The organism is Streptomyces angustmyceticus, assembly GCF_019933235.1.
GTDB lineage: Bacteria > Actinomycetota > Actinomycetes > Streptomycetales > Streptomycetaceae > Streptomyces > Streptomyces angustmyceticus.
This window is the reverse complement of sequence record NZ_CP082945.1, coordinates 2,192,531-2,211,246: the sequence shown is the minus strand read 5'-3', so window position 1 is coordinate 2,211,246 and position 18,716 is coordinate 2,192,531. Positions and strand designations below refer to the sequence as shown.

Sequence of the window (18,716 nt, the reverse complement as noted above, 5' to 3'; positions counted from 1 at the left end):
GATCCTACTGTCAACCGCCGGGACTCGGGGTGGGTGGGGCGGCCGCCGAATTGGACGGTACGCTGACGCCTCGCGAGCGTGCCCCGGCCTCGTAGTGACGGCTCTATATATACGGCGCGCGAAGCGACAAAACGCCCAACGGATAGGGGGAACCGCCAGGTGAGCACGAGTACTGGCACCGGCTTTTGCCGAGTCACAGTCGCCGCGCCGGATGCACGGATTGATGTGGCTCTGCCGGAGGACGTCGCACTCGTCGACATTTACCCGGAGATCCTTCGGCTCTCCGGTCAGTCGCAGGCGGAGGGCGCACCGACCGGCTATCACCTCGTACGCCGCGACGGCACGGTTCTCGACGCCGGACAGTCGCTCGCCCAGCAGCAGATCCTCGACGGCGACCTCCTTCTCCTGAAGCCGTTCGCCGAATCGCTGCCGCTCCCGGTCTTCGACGACGTCTCCGACGCCGTCGCCTCCGCCGTCAAGCGCAACCGCAGCCGCTGGAGCGACGACCTGATGCGGGTCGTCGGCCTCAGCGCGGGTGTGCTGCTGCTCGTGATGATGGCGTTCGCCCTGTGGTTCTCGAACCCCGTCGACCGCGACATGCACCGCCTGCCCGGCATCATCGCCGGTGTCGTCGGCATCGTGCTGGTCGCGCTGGCCGGCGTCCGCGCCCGTGTCTACGACGACCACGGCTCGTCCATCGCGCTGGGCCTGGCCTCGCTCCCGCACCTGCTGATCGCCGGCTCCGGCATCTTCCCCGTCGAGGAGGGCTCGGGACCCGGCCGGCTGCACCTCCTCGTCGGCTGTGTGACCGTACTGATCGCCGCCGTCCTGCTGGTGGTCCTGCTGCCGCAGGGTGACGCCCCCTTCGTCGCCGCCGCCTTCCTGGCCGCCATGGGGACCCTCGCGGTCTTCGCCGCGATCCTCACCGACGCCGCGCCCCGCGAGGTCGCCGCCGTCACCGCCGTCGTCTCCATCGCCCTGGTCGCCTGGCTGCCCGGCCTCTCCGCCCGCTTCGCCCGGCTGCCCATCGGCTACAAGTCGCCCGACCAGATCGCCAAGGGCTCCTACGACAGCGGCAGCGAGACCGAGTCCGTCGACTTCGTCAAGATCGGCAACCAGGCCAAGCGCGGTCACGAGCTGCTGCTCGGTCTCGTCGCCGGCTGCGCCGCCCTGACCGTCGGCTCGGCCGGTGTGGTCCTGGGCTTCTCGGACAACATGTGGGCCCAGCTGCTGGCGCTGGCCGCCGGCATCACGATCATGCTCCGTGCCCGGCTGTTCGACTACACCGCGCAGGTCGCCTGCCTGACCATCGCCGGCATCCTCACGATCGTCCTGCTCATCCTGGGCATCGCGCTGAACCCGCCGACGGAGATCTTCGTCGAGCTGGCCAAGTTCCAGGACTCCGGCCCGCTGAACATCCGCACCGTCTGGTTCTCCGGCAGCATCGCCGCGGGCGCCGCCCTCCTGGTGGGCGTCGGCCTGGTCGTCCCGCAGAAGGGTGTCACCCCCTTCTGGGGCCGGATCTTCGACATCTTCGACGGACTGATCCTGCTGTCCCTGGTGCCGCTGTGCCTGGCGGTCCTGGAGGTCTACGGCAAGGTGCGCGGCCTCACCGGCAACTGAGGAACCCGCCCGCCCGCCTGTTCCGCGGCCCCCCGACCACCCGGTCGGGGGGCCGTTTTCAACTGGTACGCTGTGTGACGGCCCGGACGAGTCATCCAAGATTCCCTGTGATGTCAACCAGGGACGCTCACCGGCCGGAACCCAGAGGAGTACCGCGTGTCGCTCGACGCCGCTACGAAGAAGCAGATCATGGCCGAGTTCGCCACCAAGGAGGGTGACACCGGCTCCCCCGAGGTCCAGGTCGCGATGCTCTCCCGCCGCATCTCGGACCTGACCGAGCACCTCAAGACCCACAAGCACGACCACCACTCCCGCCGTGGTCTGCTGCTGCTCGTCGGCCAGCGCCGCCGCCTGCTGCAGTACCTGGCGAAGAAGGACATCACGCGCTTCCGTGCGCTGGTCGAGCGCCTGGGCATCCGCCGCGGCGCGGCGGGCGCCAAGTAAGACGCCGTAAAGGGAGCGGTTCCCACCGGGAGCCGCTCCCTTTGCCATACGCACCGGACACTCGTGCCGTCTCATGGTGGACGGAAGCTTTGTAGTCTGGTGCCATATCGCAAAAGTGAACGCGGTAGGAGCGCCTCCTGGCCGCCGGTCCTCGGTAGTGGCCCCCGGACGATCCGTGCACACCACGTGTCATCACTCCGGGTGCTTCGATCGAAGACCGGCCCGCACCGGCGCTCCACCGAAGACGGTCCGCCGCCACACGGGCAGCGGACGCAGACGAGGAGATATTCCTGGTGGAGAACGAGACCCACTACGCCGAGGCCGTGATCGACAACGGTTCCTTCGGCACCCGCACCATCCGCTTCGAGACGGGCCGCCTGGCCAAGCAGGCCGCCGGCTCCGCCGTGGCGTACCTGGACGACGACACCATGGTGCTGTCGGCCACCTCCGCTTCCAAGACGCCGAAGGACCAGCTGGACTTCTTCCCGCTGACCGTCGACGTCGAGGAGCGGATGTACGCGGCCGGGAAGATCCCCGGCTCCTTCTTCCGTCGTGAGGGCCGTCCCTCCGAGGACGCGATCCTCACCTGCCGGCTGATCGACCGGCCGCTGCGCCCCTCCTTCAAGAAGGGCCTGCGCAACGAGATCCAGATCGTCGAGACGGTCATGGCGCTCAACCCCGACCACCTCTACGACGTGGTCGCCATCAACGCCGCCTCCTGCTCCACGCAGCTCGCCGGCCTGCCCTTCTCCGGCCCGGTCGGCGGCACCCGTGTCGCCCTGATCAACGGCCAGTGGGTGGCGTTCCCGACCCACACCGAGCTCGAGGACGCCGTCTTCGACATGGTCGTGGCCGGCCGCGTCCTCCCGGACGGCGACGTCGCGATCATGATGGTCGAGGCCGAGGCCACCGAGAAGACCATCCAGCTGGTCAAGGACGGCGCCGAGGCCCCGACCGAAGAGGTCGTCGCCGCCGGTCTGGAAGCCGCCAAGCCCTTCATCAAGGTCCTGTGCAAGGCCCAGTCGGACCTCGCCGCCAAGGCCGCCAAGCCCGTCGGCGAGTTCCCGATCTTCCTCGACTACCAGGACGACGTCCTGGAGGCGCTCACCGCCGCGGTCAAGGACGAGCTCTCCCAGGCGCTGACCATCGCCGGCAAGCAGGAGCGCGAGGCCGAGCTGGACCGCGTCAAGGCCGTCGCCGCCGAGAAGCTGCTCCCGCAGTTCGAGGGCCGCGAGAAGGAGATCTCCGCCGCGTACCGTTCGCTGACCAAGACCCTGGTCCGCGAGCGCGTCATCAAGGAGAAGAAGCGCATCGACGGCCGCGGCGTCACGGACATCCGTACGCTCGCCGCTGAGGTCGAGGCCATCCCGCGGGTGCACGGCTCCGCCCTGTTCGAGCGCGGCGAGACCCAGATCCTGGGCGTCACCACCCTCAACATGCTCCGCATGGAGCAGCAGCTGGACACCCTCTCCCCGGTGACCCGCAAGCGCTACATGCACAACTACAACTTCCCGCCGTACTCCGTCGGTGAGACCGGCCGCGTGGGCGCCCCCAAGCGCCGCGAGATCGGCCACGGCGCGCTCGCCGAGCGCGCCATCGTGCCGGTGCTGCCGACCCGCGAGGAGTTCCCCTACGCGATCCGCCAGGTCTCCGAGGCGCTGGGCTCCAACGGCTCGACGTCCATGGGCTCGGTCTGTGCCTCGACCATGTCGCTGCTGAACGCCGGTGTGCCCCTCAAGGCCCCGGTCGCCGGTATCGCCATGGGCCTGATCTCCCAGGAGATCGACGGTCAGACCCACTACGTCGCCCTCACCGACATCCTCGGTGCGGAGGACGCCTTCGGCGACATGGACTTCAAGGTCGCCGGCACCAAGCAGTTCGTGACCGCGCTCCAGCTCGACACCAAGCTCGACGGCATCCCCGCCTCGGTCCTGGCCGCCGCGCTGAAGCAGGCCCGTGACGCGCGTCTGCACATCCTGGACGTCATGAACGAGGCCATCGACGTCCCGGACGAGATGTCCCCGAACGCCCCGCGGATCATCACCGTCAAGATCCCCGTGGACAAGATCGGCGAGGTCATCGGCCCCAAGGGCAAGATGATCAACCAGATCCAGGAGGACACCGGCGCCGACATCACGATCGAGGACGACGGCACCATCTACATCGGTGCCGCCGACGGCCCGGCCGCCGAGGCCGCCCGCGCCACGATCAACGGCATCGCCAACCCGACCATGCCGGAGGTCGGCGAGCGCTACCTGGGCACGGTCGTCAAGACCACCACCTTCGGTGCGTTCGTCTCCCTGCTCCCGGGCAAGGACGGCCTGCTGCACATCTCGCAGATCCGCAAGCTCGCCGGCGGCAAGCGCGTGGAGAACGTCGAGGACGTGCTCGCGGTGGGCGCCAAGGTCCAGGTCGAGATCGCCGAGATCGACCAGCGCGGCAAGCTCTCCCTCATCCCCGTGATCGAGGACGAGGACAAGGCCGCGGACGAGAAGGACGACGCCGCCAAGTGACGTCCCGTACGCACACGACGACGGCCCGCACCTCTTCGGAGGGGCGGGCCGTCGCCCGTACCCAAACGCTTCTCAAGGGCACCGCGGGCGCCGGCACGGTCCGCCGGACCACCCTGCCCGGGGGGCTGCGCGTCGTCACCGAGACGCTGCCGGCGGTCCGCTCCGTCACCTTCGGCATCTGGGCGCACGTCGGCTCCCGCGACGAGACCCCGTCGCTCAACGGCGCCACCCACTACCTGGAGCACCTGCTCTTCAAGGGCACCGAGCGGCGCAGCGCGCTGGACATCTCCGCGGCCGTCGACGAGGTCGGCGGCGAGATGAACGCCTTCACCGCGAAGGAGTACACCTGCTACTACGCGCGGGTCCTGGACACCGACCTGCCGCTCGCCATCGACGTGGTGTGCGACATGCTGACCGGCTCGCTGGTCGAGGCCGAGGACGTGGACGCCGAGCGCGGCGTCATCCTCGAAGAGATCGCGATGACCGAGGACGACCCGGGCGACTGCGTGCACGACCTGTTCGCGCACACCATGCTGGGCGACACCCCGCTGGGCCGCCCGGTCCTGGGCACCGTCGACACCGTCAACGCCCTCACCCCCGAGCGCATCCGCCGCTTCTACAAGAAGCACTACGACCCCACCCACCTCGTCGTCACGGCCGCGGGCAACATCGACCACGCCAAGGTCGTCCGCCTGGTCCGCCGCGCCTTCGAGCAGGCCGGGGCCCTGGAGCGGACCGACGCCGCCCCGGTCGCGCCGCGCTCCGGCGCTCGCGCCATCCGCACCGCCGGACGCGTCGAACTGCTCAACCGCAAGACCGAGCAGGCCCATGTGATCCTCGGGGTGCCGGGCATGGCGCGCAACGACGACCGGCGCTGGGCCATGGGCGTACTGAACACCGCCCTGGGCGGCGGCATGAGCTCGCGCCTCTTCCAGGAGGTCCGCGAGAAGCGCGGGCTGGCCTACAGCGTGTACTCCTACACCTCCGGCTTCGCCGACTGCGGGCTGTTCGGTGTCTACGCCGGCTGCCGCCCGAGCCAGGTGCAGGACGTCCTCAAGATCTGCCGCGACGAACTCGACCAGGTGGCGTCCCACGGCCTCACCGACGACGAGATCCGCCGCGCGATCGGACAGCTGCGCGGATCCACCGTCCTCGGCCTGGAGGACACCGGCGCGCTGATGCACCGCCTCGGCAAGAGCGAGCTGTGCTGGGGCGAGCAGATGTCGGTCGACGAGATGCTCGCGCGGATCGCGGCCGTCACCCCGGACGAGGTGCGCGAGGTGGCCCGCGACGTACTGGGCACCCGCCCCTCGCTGTCCGTCATCGGCCCGCTGAAGGACCGGCAGGCGGCCCGGCTGGACGACATCGTCGCCTAGGCGCCCGCGACACCACCAAGAAAAGGACGGGAAACGATGAGCAAGCTGCGCGTGGCCGTACTGGGAGCCCAGGGACGCATCGGCTCCGAGGCCGTACGAGCCGTCGAGGCCGCCGACGACATGGAGCTGGTGGCCGGACTCGGCCGGGGCGACAAGCTGGAGACTCTGGTCGAGGCAGGCGCCGAGGTGGTGGTCGAGCTGACCAACCCCGGTGCCGTGATGGGCAACCTCGACTTCTGCGTGCGGCACGGCATCCACGCGGTGGTCGGGACCACCGGGTGGACCGACGAGCGCCTCGCGCAGCTGCGCACCTCGCTCGCCGCCTCGCCCGGGGCGGGCGTGCTCATCGCCCCGAACTTCTCCATCGGCGCGGTGCTGACCATGCGGTTCGCCCAGCAGGCGGCCCGCTTCTTCGAGTCGGCCGAGATCGTCGAGCTGCACCACCCGAAGAAGGCGGACGCCCCGTCCGGCACCGCCGCCCGCACCGCCCAGCTGATCGCCGGGGCCCGCGCGGAAGCCGGCTGCGCACCACAGCCGGACGCCACCACCACCGCGCTGGACGGCGCCCGTGGCGCGGACGTGGACGGTATCCCCGTGCACTCCGTACGGCTGCGCGGCCTGCTGGCGCACCAGGAGGTGCTCCTCGGCGGGGAGGGCGAGACGCTCACCATCCGCCACGACTCCCTCCACCACAGCAGCTTCATGCCGGGCATCCTGCTCGGCGTGCGCCGGGTGGTGAACACCCCGGGCCTGACGGTGGGCCTGGAAAACTTCCTCGACCTGGGCTGAGGCCGGACGTCATGGGCGGAAAGTTCACGTACTTCTTCCTCGCCACCGTGCTGGTGCTGGTCTTCGGCGTGGTGGCGCTGGAGGGCGTACTCCTCCTGCTGACCGGTGAGCCGGCGGCCATGGGCATGGGCGCGGTGGCCTTCCTGCTGCCGGGCATCGGTGCCTGGTTCCTGTGGCACAACACCCGCTTCGCGCGGGACGCCCACCGGCTGGCGCACGTCCTGGAGTCCGAGGGCGGCCTGCCCTCCGACGAGCCGGCGCGGACCCCCGGCGGCCGGATCGACCGGGACGCCGCCGACGCGGTCTTCGCCCGGCGGCAGGCCGAGACGGAGGAGGCGCCCGGCGACTGGCGCACCTGGTTCCGGCTCGCGGTCGCCTACCACGACGCCCGGGACACCCCGCGCGCCCGCAAGGCGATGCAGCGCGCCATCGCCCTGCACGACGGCAAGCCCGTACCGGCCGCGTAGCGCCGTCGGCCCGGCCGCTCCTGCCGGGGCGGGCCCGGGTCCGTACGGCCCTGGTGCCTTTCGGCGAGTCCGCCGGGGCGGGCCTCAGGCGCGGTACTCCGCCGCCCAGGCCTCCAGGACGTCCGCGGCCCGCTCGAACGCCTCCGGGCGGGACAGGAAGTCGCCGTTGTGGTCCGTGAGCAGGGTCCGCAGCGGCTCGCCCTGCGTCCGCTCGATGATCAGCGCCTGTCCCTGCACCGTCCGAGGCAGGCCCAGCCAGCGCACCGGCTGCTGACGCGTGCGCACGGAGGCGAGGGCGCTCCACGGCTCGGTCGTCGTACGCAGCAGGTTCACCTGCCGCAGACCGCGCGCGCTCACCCACACCCCGACCCGCAGCAGCCGCAGGGCCCCGGCGATCATCACCGCTCCCAGCAGGGCACAGGCCGCGGCGCCGGGCAGCGAGCCGGCCATCGCGATGATCATTGCCGAGATCAGCACGAACGAGGCGAGCAGCAAAAACACCGCCGCCGCCCCCACACGCCACGGTCCGGGGCGGTAGGGACGGCGCCAGTGGTCGGGCTCGTCATGCGGAAGCGCGACCGAATCCGCGGCACGGGTGTCGAGATCGAGGTCGCGGTCGGCCGTCAGGAAGGGCAGGGGCACGGCTGGTCCTCACTCATGGGCACGCTGACGAAAGCTGTGACCGGTGAGGTTATCGGGAGCGGCGGGGCGGAACCACTTCGCGGCACGCCCCGCCCGCCCGATCAGCGGTGCGCGGCCTCGGACTGATGCACCCGGCTGGAGCCGGAGCTGTCCTGCTGCAGTGCGGGCACGCCGAACAGCAGGGCCCCGGCCAGGCCGCCCACGACTGTCAGCGTGATCAGAGACTGGCCGAGAAGCTGCGTGCGCGAGGCGCGCTGCCGCGGCGGGGGAGTGACATTGCTGCGGAACCGGTCTGCCTCGGCAACGAAGGCGAACGGGACGGGCTCTCGCCGGCGGAACATGAGCGGGCTCTCCTAGGAACCTCGAAGTGGGCACTGTCACAGGGTTAGACGTCTGTGGCGTCCGGTTGGTGCCCGTTTTCAGGGACTTCTGTGAAAAATATCAACGGCCGCTCCGTGCGCTGCGATGACGCGCCCGTTTTGCGGGCCGACGCGGCATCACGCGCTGTTTCCCGGACTGTCGGCGGCGGCCCGTAGGGTGGTCGCGCACGAGGAACGAACGGAAGGAACCGCCGGTGTCCCACACCCCCGCCGAGAGCACTGAGAGCCCCGACAGCACAGCCGTCAGCTTCCGGAACGAGGTGACGGTCGAGCTGGTCAAGCACAGTGCCGCGGACAGCGACGTGCTGTGGGCGGCCCGGGTCTCCACGGCCGGCGAGCAGTCCCTGGAGGAGCTGCAGAAGGACCCCGAGCGCTCCAAGGGCCTGATCAACTACCTGATGCGGGACCGCCACGGCAGCCCCTTCGAGCACAACTCCATGACGTTCTTCATCAGCGCCCCGATCTTCGTCTTCCGCGAGTTCATGCGGCACCGCGTCGGCTGGTCCTACAACGAGGAGTCGGGCCGCTACCGTCAGCTGGAGCCGGTCTTCTACGTCCCCGGTGAGTCCCGCAAGCTCGTCCAGCAGGGCCGCCCCGGGAAGTACGAATTCGTCGCGGGCACCCCCGAGCAGCACGAGCTCACCAGCCGTGCCATGGAGGACTCCTACCGCCGGTCCTACGAGGCGTACCAGGAGATGCTCGCCGCCGGCGTCGCCCGCGAGGTCGCCCGTGCCGTGCTCCCCGTCGGCCTGTTCTCGTCGATGTACGCGACCTGCAACGCCCGCTCGCTGATGCACTTCCTCGGTCTGCGCACCCAGCACGAGCAGGCGAAGGTGCCGTCCTTCCCGCAGCGGGAGATCGAGATGGTCGGCGAGCAGATGGAGGCCCACTGGGCGAAGCTCATGCCGCTCACGTACGGCGCATTCAACGCCAACGGCCGGATCGCTCCGTAAGGCGCAGGTTGCGGGCCTGACGCGGGGCCCGCAGGACAGACGTGCGAAGTGTCCGGATTGCGGCATTTTGAGAAGTTCATCTACGCTGAACAGACGGACCCGGCACTGCTTGAACCCCCGAGCAGGCAGTGCCGGAGTCCACATCCCTGCTCCCCAGAGGCGCATCCCGCGGTGAGCTACGAGTAGCGTGGGACCCATGGCTCCGACTTCCACACCGCAGACCCCCTTCGGGCGGGTGCTGACCGCCATGGTCACGCCGTTCACGCCGGATGGCGCCCTCGATCTCGACGGCGCACAGCGGCTGGCTGCCCACCTGGTGGACGCCGGCAACGACGGCCTCGTCGTCAACGGCACCACCGGAGAGTCCCCGACCACCAGCGATGCGGAGAAAGCCCAGCTGGTGCGCGCGGTGGTCGATGCGGTCGGCGACCGCGCGTTCGTCGTCGCCGGAGCCGGTACCAACGACACCCGTCACAGCCTGGAGCTGGCCCGCGCCGCCCAGGACGCCGGCGCGCACGGCCTGCTCGCGGTGACGCCGTACTACAGCAAGCCCCCGCAGGAGGGCCTGCTGCGCCACTTCACGGCCATCGCGGACGCCACCGACCTGCCGGTGATGCTCTACGACATCCCCGGCCGCAGTGGTGTCCCGATCAACACCGAGACCATCGTCCGGCTCGCCGAGCACCCCCGGATCGTCGCCAACAAGGACGCCAAGGGCGACCTCGGCCGCGCCAGCTGGGCCATCGCCCGCTCCAGCCTCGCCTGGTACAGCGGTGACGACATGCTCAACCTCCCGCTGCTGTCGGTCGGCGCCGTCGGCTTCGTCTCCGTGGTCGGCCACATCGTCACCCCCGAGCTGCGCGCCCTCCTGGACGCCCACCTCAACGGCGACGTCACCAAGGCCACCGAGATCCACCAGAAGCTGCTGCCCGTCTTCACCGGCATGTTCCGCACCCAGGGCGTCATCACGACCAAGGCCGCCCTCGGCCTCTCCGGCCTGCCCGCCGGTCCGCTGCGGCTGCCGCTGGTGGAGCTCTCCCCCGAGGAGACCGAACAGCTCACGCGCGACCTCGCCGCCGGCGGGGTACACCTCTGATCACAGACTTCACAACTGAATACGGACCAACAACCGCCTCATAGCAAGTGCACGAATGTCATGCGCGCCACGTGCCCTCGACGGCAGCGTGGCGTGTGTGGTGAGGAGAGTCTTTTGAGTCATCCGCATCCTGAGCTCGGCGCCCCGCCGAAGCTCCCCAAGGGCGGCCTGCGCGTCACCCCCCTCGGCGGCCTGGGTGAGATCGGCCGCAACATGACGGTCTTCGAGTACGGCGGCCGGCTGCTGATCGTCGACTGCGGAGTGCTCTTCCCGGAGGAGGAGCAGCCCGGAATCGACCTGATCCTGCCGGACTTCACGTCCATCCGGGATCGCCTCGACGACATCGACGGCATCGTGCTGACGCACGGCCACGAGGACCACATCGGTGGTGTCCCCTACCTCCTGCGGGAGAAGCCGGACATCCCCCTGATCGGTTCGAAGCTGACCCTCGCGCTCATCGAGGCCAAGCTCCAGGAGCACCGCATCCGCCCCTACACCCTCGAGGTGCAGGAGGGGCAGAGGGAGCGGATCGGCTCCTTCGACTGCGAGTTCGTCGCCGTCAACCACTCCATCCCGGACGCCCTGGCCGTCGCCATCCGCACCCCCGCGGGCATGGTCGTCCACACCGGCGACTTCAAGATGGACCAGCTCCCGCTGGACCGCCGGCTCACCGACCTGCCCGCCTTCGCGCGGCTCGGCGAGGAGGGCATCGACCTCCTCCTCTCCGACTCCACGAACGCCGAGGTCCCGGGCTTCGTCCCGCCCGAGCGGGACATCTCCAACGTCCTGCGCACGGTCTTCGCGAACGCCCAGAAGCGCATCATCGTCGCGAGCTTCGCCAGCCATGTGCACCGCATCCAGCAGATCCTCGACGCGGCGCACGAGTACGGCCGCCGGGTCGCCTTCGTGGGCCGTTCGATGGTCCGCAACATGGGCATCGCCCGCGAGCTGGGCTACCTGCAGGTCCCCGCCGGCCTGGTCGTGGACGTCAAGACGCTCGACGACCTCCCCGACGACGAGGTCGTGCTGGTCTGCACGGGTTCCCAGGGCGAGCCGATGGCCGCCCTCTCCCGGATGGCCAACCGCGACCACCAGATCCGGATCGTCCAGGGCGACACGGTGATCCTGGCGTCCTCCCTCATCCCGGGCAACGAGAACGCGGTCTACCGCGTGATCAACGGCCTCACCCGATGGGGCGCGGACGTCGTCCACAAGGGCAACGCCAAGGTCCACGTCTCGGGCCACGCCTCGGCCGGCGAGCTGCTGTACTTCTACAACATCTGCAAGCCGAAGAACCTGATGCCGGTGCACGGCGAATGGCGCCACCTGCGCGCCAACGCCGAGCTGGGCGCCCTGACCGGGGTGCCGAAGGACCGGATCGTCATCGCCGAGGACGGGGTCGCGGTCGACCTGGTCGACGGCGTCGCCAAGATCGTCGGCAAGGTCCAGGCGGGCTACGTCTACGTCGACGGCCTCTCGGTCGGTGATGTCACGGAGGCCCACCTCAAGGACCGCCGCATCCTGGGCGACGAGGGCATCATCTCGGTCTTCGTGGTCGTGGACAGCAGCACCGGCAAGATCGTCGGAGGCCCGGACCTGCATGCGCGAGGCTCCGGCATCGAGGACGCCGCCCTCGCGGGCGTGGTCCCCAAGATCGATGAGGCCCTGACCAAGGCGGCCCAGGACGGCGTCTCCGAAGCGCACCAGCTCCAGCAGCTGATCCGCCGCTCGGTCGGCAAGTGGGTGTCGGACAACTACCGCCGGCGCCCGATGATCCTCCCCGTGGTCGTCGAGGTCTGACGACCCGGCCCGTACGGACGGACTCAAGTAGGAGCGGGGCGCGCGGATTTGCATCCGGGCGCCCCGCTCCAGTACGTTTACGTCTCCTCCTGAACGGGAAGCACCGCGCGCCTTGCGTACGGCCCCCCGCGAAGCCAGGTGGAAATCCGGCCCAGAGCAATCTGATAGCGTCGGACCAGCCGAAAGGCAAACCCCCTCCGACGGAAAATCGGATCGAATGCGAACCGGAATACGGATCGAAATTCGACCTGATAGAGTCGGAAAGGCCGGAAAGCGAAAGCCGGACGGCCTGGCCCACTCCAACAGGGCGCGGAGACGGAAACGGATCTGGTAAGGTTGGAAACGCGAAGAAGCCGAAAGGCGGAAACGCACCGGCGAAAATCAGGACCGCGAGGATCTGATAGAGTCGGAAACGCAAGACCGAAGGGAAGCGCCCGGAGAGCCTGGTGAAACAGGCACAAAGGAAGCGTCCGTTCCTTGAGAACTCAACAGCGTGCCAAAAGTCAACGCCAGATATGTTGATACCCCGTCCGCCGGAACATTCCGGTGGATGAGGTTCCTTTGAAAAGCCCACCACGGCCCCATGGGTCGGGGTGGCACACACAGCGAGGACGCTGTGAACGACCGGACCTATTCCGTCTGGTTGTTCCGCTCTCGTGTGTGTTGACCCGATTACGGGTAAACATTCACGGAGAGTTTGATCCTGGCTCAGGACGAACGCTGGCGGCGTGCTTAACACATGCAAGTCGAACGATGAACCTCCTTCGGGAGGGGATTAGTGGCGAACGGGTGAGTAACACGTGGGCAATCTGCCCTTCACTCTGGGACAAGCCCTGGAAACGGGGTCTAATACCGGATACGACCTCCGACCGCATGGTCTGGTGGTGGAAAGCTCCGGCGGTGAAGGATGAGCCCGCGGCCTATCAGCTTGTTGGTGGGGTGATGGCCTACCAAGGCGACGACGGGTAGCCGGCCTGAGAGGGCGACCGGCCACACTGGGACTGAGACACGGCCCAGACTCCTACGGGAGGCAGCAGTGGGGAATATTGCACAATGGGCGAAAGCCTGATGCAGCGACGCCGCGTGAGGGATGACGGCCTTCGGGTTGTAAACCTCTTTCAGCAGGGAAGAAGCGAGAGTGACGGTACCTGCAGAAGAAGCGCCGGCTAACTACGTGCCAGCAGCCGCGGTAATACGTAGGGCGCAAGCGTTGTCCGGAATTATTGGGCGTAAAGAGCTCGTAGGCGGCTTGTCACGTCGGATGTGAAAGCCCGGGGCTTAACCCCGGGTCTGCATTCGATACGGGCAGGCTAGAGTTCGGTAGGGGAGATCGGAATTCCTGGTGTAGCGGTGAAATGCGCAGATATCAGGAGGAACACCGGTGGCGAAGGCGGATCTCTGGGCCGATACTGACGCTGAGGAGCGAAAGCGTGGGGAGCGAACAGGATTAGATACCCTGGTAGTCCACGCCGTAAACGTTGGGAACTAGGTGTGGGCGACATTCCACGTCGTCCGTGCCGCAGCTAACGCATTAAGTTCCCCGCCTGGGGAGTACGGCCGCAAGGCTAAAACTCAAAGGAATTGACGGGGGCCCGCACAAGCAGCGGAGCATGTGGCTTAATTCGACGCAACGCGAAGAACCTTACCAAGGCTTGACATACACCGGAAAACCCTGGAGACAGGGTCCCCCTTGTGGTCGGTGTACAGGTGGTGCATGGCTGTCGTCAGCTCGTGTCGTGAGATGTTGGGTTAAGTCCCGCAACGAGCGCAACCCTTGTTCTGTGTTGCCAGCATGCCCTTCGGGGTGATGGGGACTCACAGGAGACTGCCGGGGTCAACTCGGAGGAAGGTGGGGACGACGTCAAGTCATCATGCCCCTTATGTCTTGGGCTGCACACGTGCTACAATGGCCGGTACAATGAGCTGCGATACCGCGAGGTGGAGCGAATCTCAAAAAGCCGGTCTCAGTTCGGATTGGGGTCTGCAACTCGACCCCATGAAGTCGGAGTTGCTAGTAATCGCAGATCAGCATTGCTGCGGTGAATACGTTCCCGGGCCTTGTACACACCGCCCGTCACGTCACGAAAGTCGGTAACACCCGAAGCCGGTGGCCCAACCCCTTGTGGGAGGGAATCGTCGAAGGTGGGACTGGCGATTGGGACGAAGTCGTAACAAGGTAGCCGTACCGGAAGGTGCGGCTGGATCACCTCCTTTCTAAGGAGCATCTAGACGGCCGCAAGGTTGTCCAGAGCCACTACGTCGGCAAACGTCCGACGGTGGATAGCTCATGGGTGGAACGTTGACTATTCGGCACACTTGATTCTCTGGAAGTTAGTACTGCTTCGGCGTGGAACGCATCCGGGAGGTCGAGTGGGCCGGGCACGTTGTTGGGTATCTGAGGGTACGGACTGTTGAGTCTGGACCTTCGCGATGCCGGCCCCAGTGAACTCAGCCTTCGGGTTGGGGTGGTGGGTGGCTGGTCGTTGCTTGAGAACTGCACAGTGGACGCGAGCATCTGTGGCCAAGTTTTTAAGGGCGCACGGTGGATGCCTTGGCACCAGGAACCGATGAAGGACGTGGGAGGCCGCGATAGGCCCCGGGGAGCTGTCAACCGAGCTTTGATCCGGGGGTGTCCGAATGGGGAAACCCGGCAGTCGTCATGGGCTGTCACCCGCTGCTGAACACATAGGCAGTGTGGAGGGAACGCGGGGAAGTGAAACATCTCAGTACCCGCAGGAAGAGAAAACAACCGTGATTCCGGGAGTAGTGGCGAGCGAAACCGGATGAGGCCAAACCAGTTACGTGTGATACCCGGCAGGGGTTGCGTGGCTGGGGTTGTGGGATCTCTTTTCTGCAGTCTGCCGGCTGTGGGACGAGTCAGAAACCGTTGGTGTAGGCGAAGGACATGCGAAAGGTCCGGCGTAGAGGGTAAGACCCCCGTAGCTGAAACATCAACGGCTCGTTTAAGAGACACCCAAGTAGCACGGGGCCCGAGAAATCCCGTGTGAATCTGGCGGGACCACCCGTTAAGCCTAAATATTCCCTGGTGACCGATAGCGGATAGTACCGTGAGGGAATGGTGAAAAGTACCGCGGGAGCGGAGTGAAATAGTACCTGAAACCGTGTGCCTACAAGCCGTGGGAGCGTCGCACAAGGACTTGTCCTTGTGTCGTGACTGCGTGCCTTTTGAAGAATGAGCCTGCGAGTTTGCGGTATGTTGCGAGGTTAACCCGTGTGGGGAAGCCGTAGCGAAAGCGAGTCCGAAGAGGGCGTTGAGTAGCGTGCCCAAGACCCGAAGCGGAGTGATCTAGCCATGGGCAGGTTGAAGCGGAGGTAAGACTTCGTGGAGGACCGAACCCACCAGGGTTGAAAACCTGGGGGATGACCTGTGGTTAGGGGTGAAAGGCCAATCAAACTCCGTGATAGCTGGTTCTCCCCGAAATGCATTTAGGTGCAGCGTCGTGTGTTTCTTGCCGGAGGTAGAGCACTGGATAGGCGATGGGCCCTACCGGGTTACTGACCTTAGCCAAACTCCGAATGCCGGTAAGTGAGAGCGCGGCAGTGAGACTGTGGGGGATAAGCTCCATGGTCGAGAGGGAAACAGCCCAGAGCATCGACTAAGGCCCCTAAGCGTGTGCTAAGTGGGAAAGGATGTGGAGTCGCAGAGACAACCAGGAGGTTGGCTTAGAAGCAGCCACCCTTGAAAGAGTGCGTAATAGCTCACTGGTCAAGTGATTCCGCGCCGACAATGTAGCGGGGCTCAAGCACACCGCCGAAGTCGTGTCAATGCAGTAATACTCCTAACGGAGGCTGTGTTGGGTAGGGGAGCGTCGTGTGCCGGGTGAAGCAGCCGTGGAAACGAGTTGTGGACGGTTCACGAGTGAGAATGCAGGCATGAGTAGCGATACACACGTGGGAAACGTGTGCGCCGATTGACTAAGGGTTCCTGGGTCAAGCTGATCTGCCCAGGGTAAGTCGGGACCTAAGGCGAGGCCGACAGGCGTAGTCGATGGACAACCGGTTGATATTCCGGTACCCGCTTTGAAACGCCCAATATCGAATCCATTAATGCTAAGGCCGTGAAGCCGGCCTGGAGTCTTCGGACGAAGGGACGTGGTGGAGCCGCCGATCCAAGGTGGTAGTAGGTAAGCGATGGGGTGACGCAGGAAGGTAGTCCAGCCCGGGCGGTGGTTGTCCCGGGGTAAGGGTGTAGGGCGCTGTCTAGGCAAATCCGGACAGCTTGAAGCCTGAGACCTGATGCCGAGCCGATTGTGGTGAAGTGGATGATCCTATGCTGTCGAGAAAAGCCTCTAGCGAGTTTCATGGCGGCCCGTACCCTAAACCGACTCAGGTGGTCAGGTAGAGAATACCGAGGCGTTCGGGTGAACTATGGTTAAGGAACTCGGCAAAATGCCCCCGTAACTTCGGGAGAAGGGGGGCCATTGCTGGTGATGAGTCTTGCACTCTGAGCTGGTGGTGGCCGCAGAGACCAGCGAGAAGCGACTGTTTACTAAAAACACAGGTCCGTGCGAAGCCGTAAGGCGATGTATACGGACTGACGCCTGCCCGGTGCTGGAACGTTAAGGGGACCGGTTAGTCGACCTTCGGGTCGGCGAAGCTGAGAACTTAAGCGCCAGTAAACGGCGGTGGTAACTATAACCATCCTAAGGTAGCGAAATTCCTTGTCGGGTAAGTTCCGACCTGCACGAATGGCGTAACGACTTCTCGACTGTCTCAACCATAGGCCCGGTGAAATTGCATTACGAGTAAAGATGCTCGTTTCGCGCAGCAGGACGGAAAGACCCCGGGACCTTTACTATAGCTTGATATTGGTGTTCGGTTCGGCTTGTGTAGGATAGGTGGGAGACTTTGAAGCAATCACGCCAGTGGTTGTGGAGTCATTGTTGAAATACCACTCTGGTCGTGCTGGATGTCTAACCTGGGTCCGTGATCCGGATCAGGGACAGTGTCTGGTGGGTAGTTTAACTGGGGCGGTTGCCTCCTAAAGGGTAACGGAGGCGCCCAAAGGTTCCCTCAGCCTGGTTGGCAATCAGGTGTTGAGTGTAAGTGCACAAGGGAGCTTGACTGTGAGACTGACGGGTCGAGCAGGTACGAAAGTAGGGACTAGTGATCCGGCGGTGGCTTGTGGAAGCGCCGTCGCTCAACGGATAAAAGGTACCCCGGGGATAACAGGCTGATCTTCCCCAAGAGTCCATATCGACGGGATGGTTTGGCACCTCGATGTCGGCTCGTCGCATCCTGGGGCTGGAGTCGGTCCCAAGGGTTGGGCTGTTCGCCCATTAAAGCGGTACGCGAGCTGGGTTTAGAACGTCGTGAGACAGTTCGGTCCCTATCCGCTGTGCGCGTAGGAGTCTTGAGAAGGGCTGTCCCTAGTACGAGAGGACCGGGACGGACGAACCTCTGGTGTGCCAGTTGTCCTGCCAAGGGCATGGCTGGTTGGCTACGTTCGGAAAGGATAACCGCTGAAAGCATCTAAGCGGGAAGCCTGCTTCGAGATGAGGGCTCCCACCCCCTTGAGGGGTTAAGGCTCCCAGTAGACGACTGGGTTGATAGGCCAGATATGGAAGCCCGGTAACGGGTGGAGTTGACTGGTACTAATAGGCCGAGGGCTTGTCCTCAGTTGCTCGCGTCCACTGTGTAGGTTCTGAAGTAACGACCTGTGTCATGTCCGGGTTGATATCTTCATAGTGTTTCGGTGGTCATTGCGTTAGGGAAACGCCCGGTTACATTCCGAACCCGGAAGCTAAGCCTTTCAGCGCCGATGGTACTGCAGGGGGGACCCTGTGGGAGAGTAGGACGCCGCCGAACAATCATTCAGCTCCGGTCCCTGAACCCTTGTGGTTCAGGGACCGGAGCTTTTTTGTTCTGATTTTCGGGTGGTGAGCGTAACTCGACGTTCATCTCACCTGACGAGGATCCGTGGCATGCGGACAGTGGGAGCACTCAAGTCGGCCGGTGTCAGTGCCGGTGATGAGGTCGTCGTGCCGGCGTACGGCAACGCCGAGGTGGCCCGGGCCGTGCTGGAGTTGGGCGCGGTGCCGGTGTTCGCCGATCTGGACATCGACAGTTACTGCCTGGACCCCGCCGCGGTCTCCGACGTGGTGACCAGTCAGACGGCCGCGGTCGTGGCCGTCAACCGGTTCGGCCGGCGGGCGGATGCCGGCTGGATCCGTGAAGTGGGCCAGCGGCACGGGCTGTTGGTGCTGGTCGAGGACGAGCCCGGGGCGGACCCCGAGGGCGCCGAGCTGCGGCGCGCGCATGCCTCGTACCTGGACGACCGGCTCAGCGGCGTCTGGACGCCGACGGCGGCCGTGGGGCACACCTATGAGCAGTATGTGGTGCGGGTGCCGGGCAACGGGCGGCCGGACCGGGACGCGTTCGCGCGGGCGCTGCGGGCCAAGGGCGTGGCGTGCAAGGTGCCCGTCCTGGCTCCGGTGTACCGGATGCCGGGGCTGCGGCGGGATGTCTTTCTGCCGCAGACCGAGCGGGCGGTGGACGAGACGCTGGCGCTGCCCGTGCACGCGGGGATGTCGCGGCGGGAACTCCACAAGATGGTCGGTGCGTGCAATGCGCTCGGGGGATTGCTGCAACCGGCCTTTTGAGCGAGCAGAG

The 18,716-nt window shown here is 66.1% G+C and carries 12 protein-coding genes and 3 rRNA genes; 13 read left to right on the top strand and 2 right to left on the bottom strand.

Going from position 1 to position 18,716, the window contains the following annotated elements; genetic code table 11:
- The first annotated feature begins 159 nt into the window (after positions 1–159).
- From eccD to K7396_RS10000, 6 genes are all read left to right on the top strand, one after another.
- Positions 160–1,623, top strand: coding sequence for a type VII secretion integral membrane protein EccD (eccD, locus tag K7396_RS10025; RefSeq protein WP_086719172.1), 1,464 nt, complete (start codon positions 160–162; stop codon positions 1,621–1,623).
- Between the two features lie 156 nt (positions 1,624–1,779).
- Positions 1,780–2,067: a 30S ribosomal protein S15 gene (gene rpsO / locus K7396_RS10020; protein WP_006602744.1), complete on the top strand. Its 288-nt coding sequence runs from the start codon at positions 1,780–1,782 to the stop codon at positions 2,065–2,067.
- A gap of 293 nt (positions 2,068–2,360) precedes the next feature.
- Positions 2,361–4,580, top strand: coding sequence for a polyribonucleotide nucleotidyltransferase (locus K7396_RS10015; protein WP_086719171.1), 2,220 nt, complete (start codon positions 2,361–2,363; stop codon positions 4,578–4,580).
- Entirely contained in the window at positions 4,577–5,956 is a 1,380-nt protein-coding gene (locus K7396_RS10010) for a M16 family metallopeptidase (protein WP_086719170.1), read from the top strand. The genes K7396_RS10015 and K7396_RS10010 overlap by 4 nt, the downstream gene beginning before the upstream one ends.
- Positions 5,957–5,992: 36 nt before the next feature.
- Positions 5,993–6,745 (top strand): 4-hydroxy-tetrahydrodipicolinate reductase, encoded by a 753-nt coding sequence (gene dapB / locus K7396_RS10005; protein ID WP_086719169.1) that lies wholly within the window; start codon positions 5,993–5,995, stop codon positions 6,743–6,745.
- Between the two features lie 11 nt (positions 6,746–6,756).
- Positions 6,757–7,212, top strand: coding sequence for a tetratricopeptide repeat protein (locus tag K7396_RS10000; RefSeq protein WP_086719168.1), 456 nt, complete (start codon positions 6,757–6,759; stop codon positions 7,210–7,212).
- A gap of 84 nt (positions 7,213–7,296) precedes the next feature.
- Here K7396_RS10000 and K7396_RS09995 read toward each other — a convergent pair whose 3' ends face one another.
- Positions 7,297–7,854, bottom strand: a complete 558-nt coding sequence (locus tag K7396_RS09995) for a PH domain-containing protein (RefSeq protein ID WP_086719167.1) — start codon at positions 7,852–7,854, stop codon at positions 7,297–7,299.
- 101 nt (positions 7,855–7,955) lie between these two features.
- Positions 7,956–8,195 carry a hypothetical protein gene (locus tag K7396_RS09990; RefSeq protein WP_086719166.1) on the bottom strand — a complete coding sequence of 80 codons (240 nt, stop codon included), beginning with the start codon at positions 8,193–8,195 and terminating at the stop codon, positions 7,956–7,958.
- Between the two features lie 233 nt (positions 8,196–8,428).
- Here K7396_RS09990 and thyX point away from each other — a divergent pair, with 233 nt between their 5' ends.
- The 7 genes from thyX (at position 8,429) to K7396_RS09955 (ending at position 18,706) form a co-directional block, all read left to right on the top strand.
- Entirely contained in the window at positions 8,429–9,187 is a 759-nt protein-coding gene (thyX, locus tag K7396_RS09985) for an FAD-dependent thymidylate synthase (RefSeq protein ID WP_086719165.1), read from the top strand.
- 196 nt (positions 9,188–9,383) lie between these two features.
- Complete coding sequence (gene dapA, locus K7396_RS09980; protein WP_086719164.1) at positions 9,384–10,283, top strand: 4-hydroxy-tetrahydrodipicolinate synthase; 900 nt, start codon at positions 9,384–9,386, stop codon at positions 10,281–10,283.
- Between the two features lie 114 nt (positions 10,284–10,397).
- Positions 10,398–12,083 (top strand): ribonuclease J, encoded by a 1,686-nt coding sequence (locus tag K7396_RS09975; RefSeq protein ID WP_086719163.1) that lies wholly within the window; start codon positions 10,398–10,400, stop codon positions 12,081–12,083.
- 685 nt (positions 12,084–12,768) lie between these two features.
- Positions 12,769–14,297, top strand: a 16S ribosomal RNA gene (locus K7396_RS09970).
- Between the two features lie 305 nt (positions 14,298–14,602).
- Positions 14,603–17,722 (top strand): 23S ribosomal RNA (locus K7396_RS09965).
- A gap of 73 nt (positions 17,723–17,795) precedes the next feature.
- Positions 17,796–17,912, top strand: a 5S ribosomal RNA gene (gene rrf / locus K7396_RS09960).
- Together the 16S, 23S and 5S rRNA genes form the textbook arrangement of a ribosomal RNA operon.
- A gap of 116 nt (positions 17,913–18,028) precedes the next feature.
- Positions 18,029–18,706 (top strand): DegT/DnrJ/EryC1/StrS family aminotransferase, encoded by a 678-nt coding sequence (locus tag K7396_RS09955; protein WP_086720533.1) that lies wholly within the window; start codon positions 18,029–18,031, stop codon positions 18,704–18,706.
- The last annotated feature ends 10 nt before the right edge of the window (positions 18,707–18,716 follow it).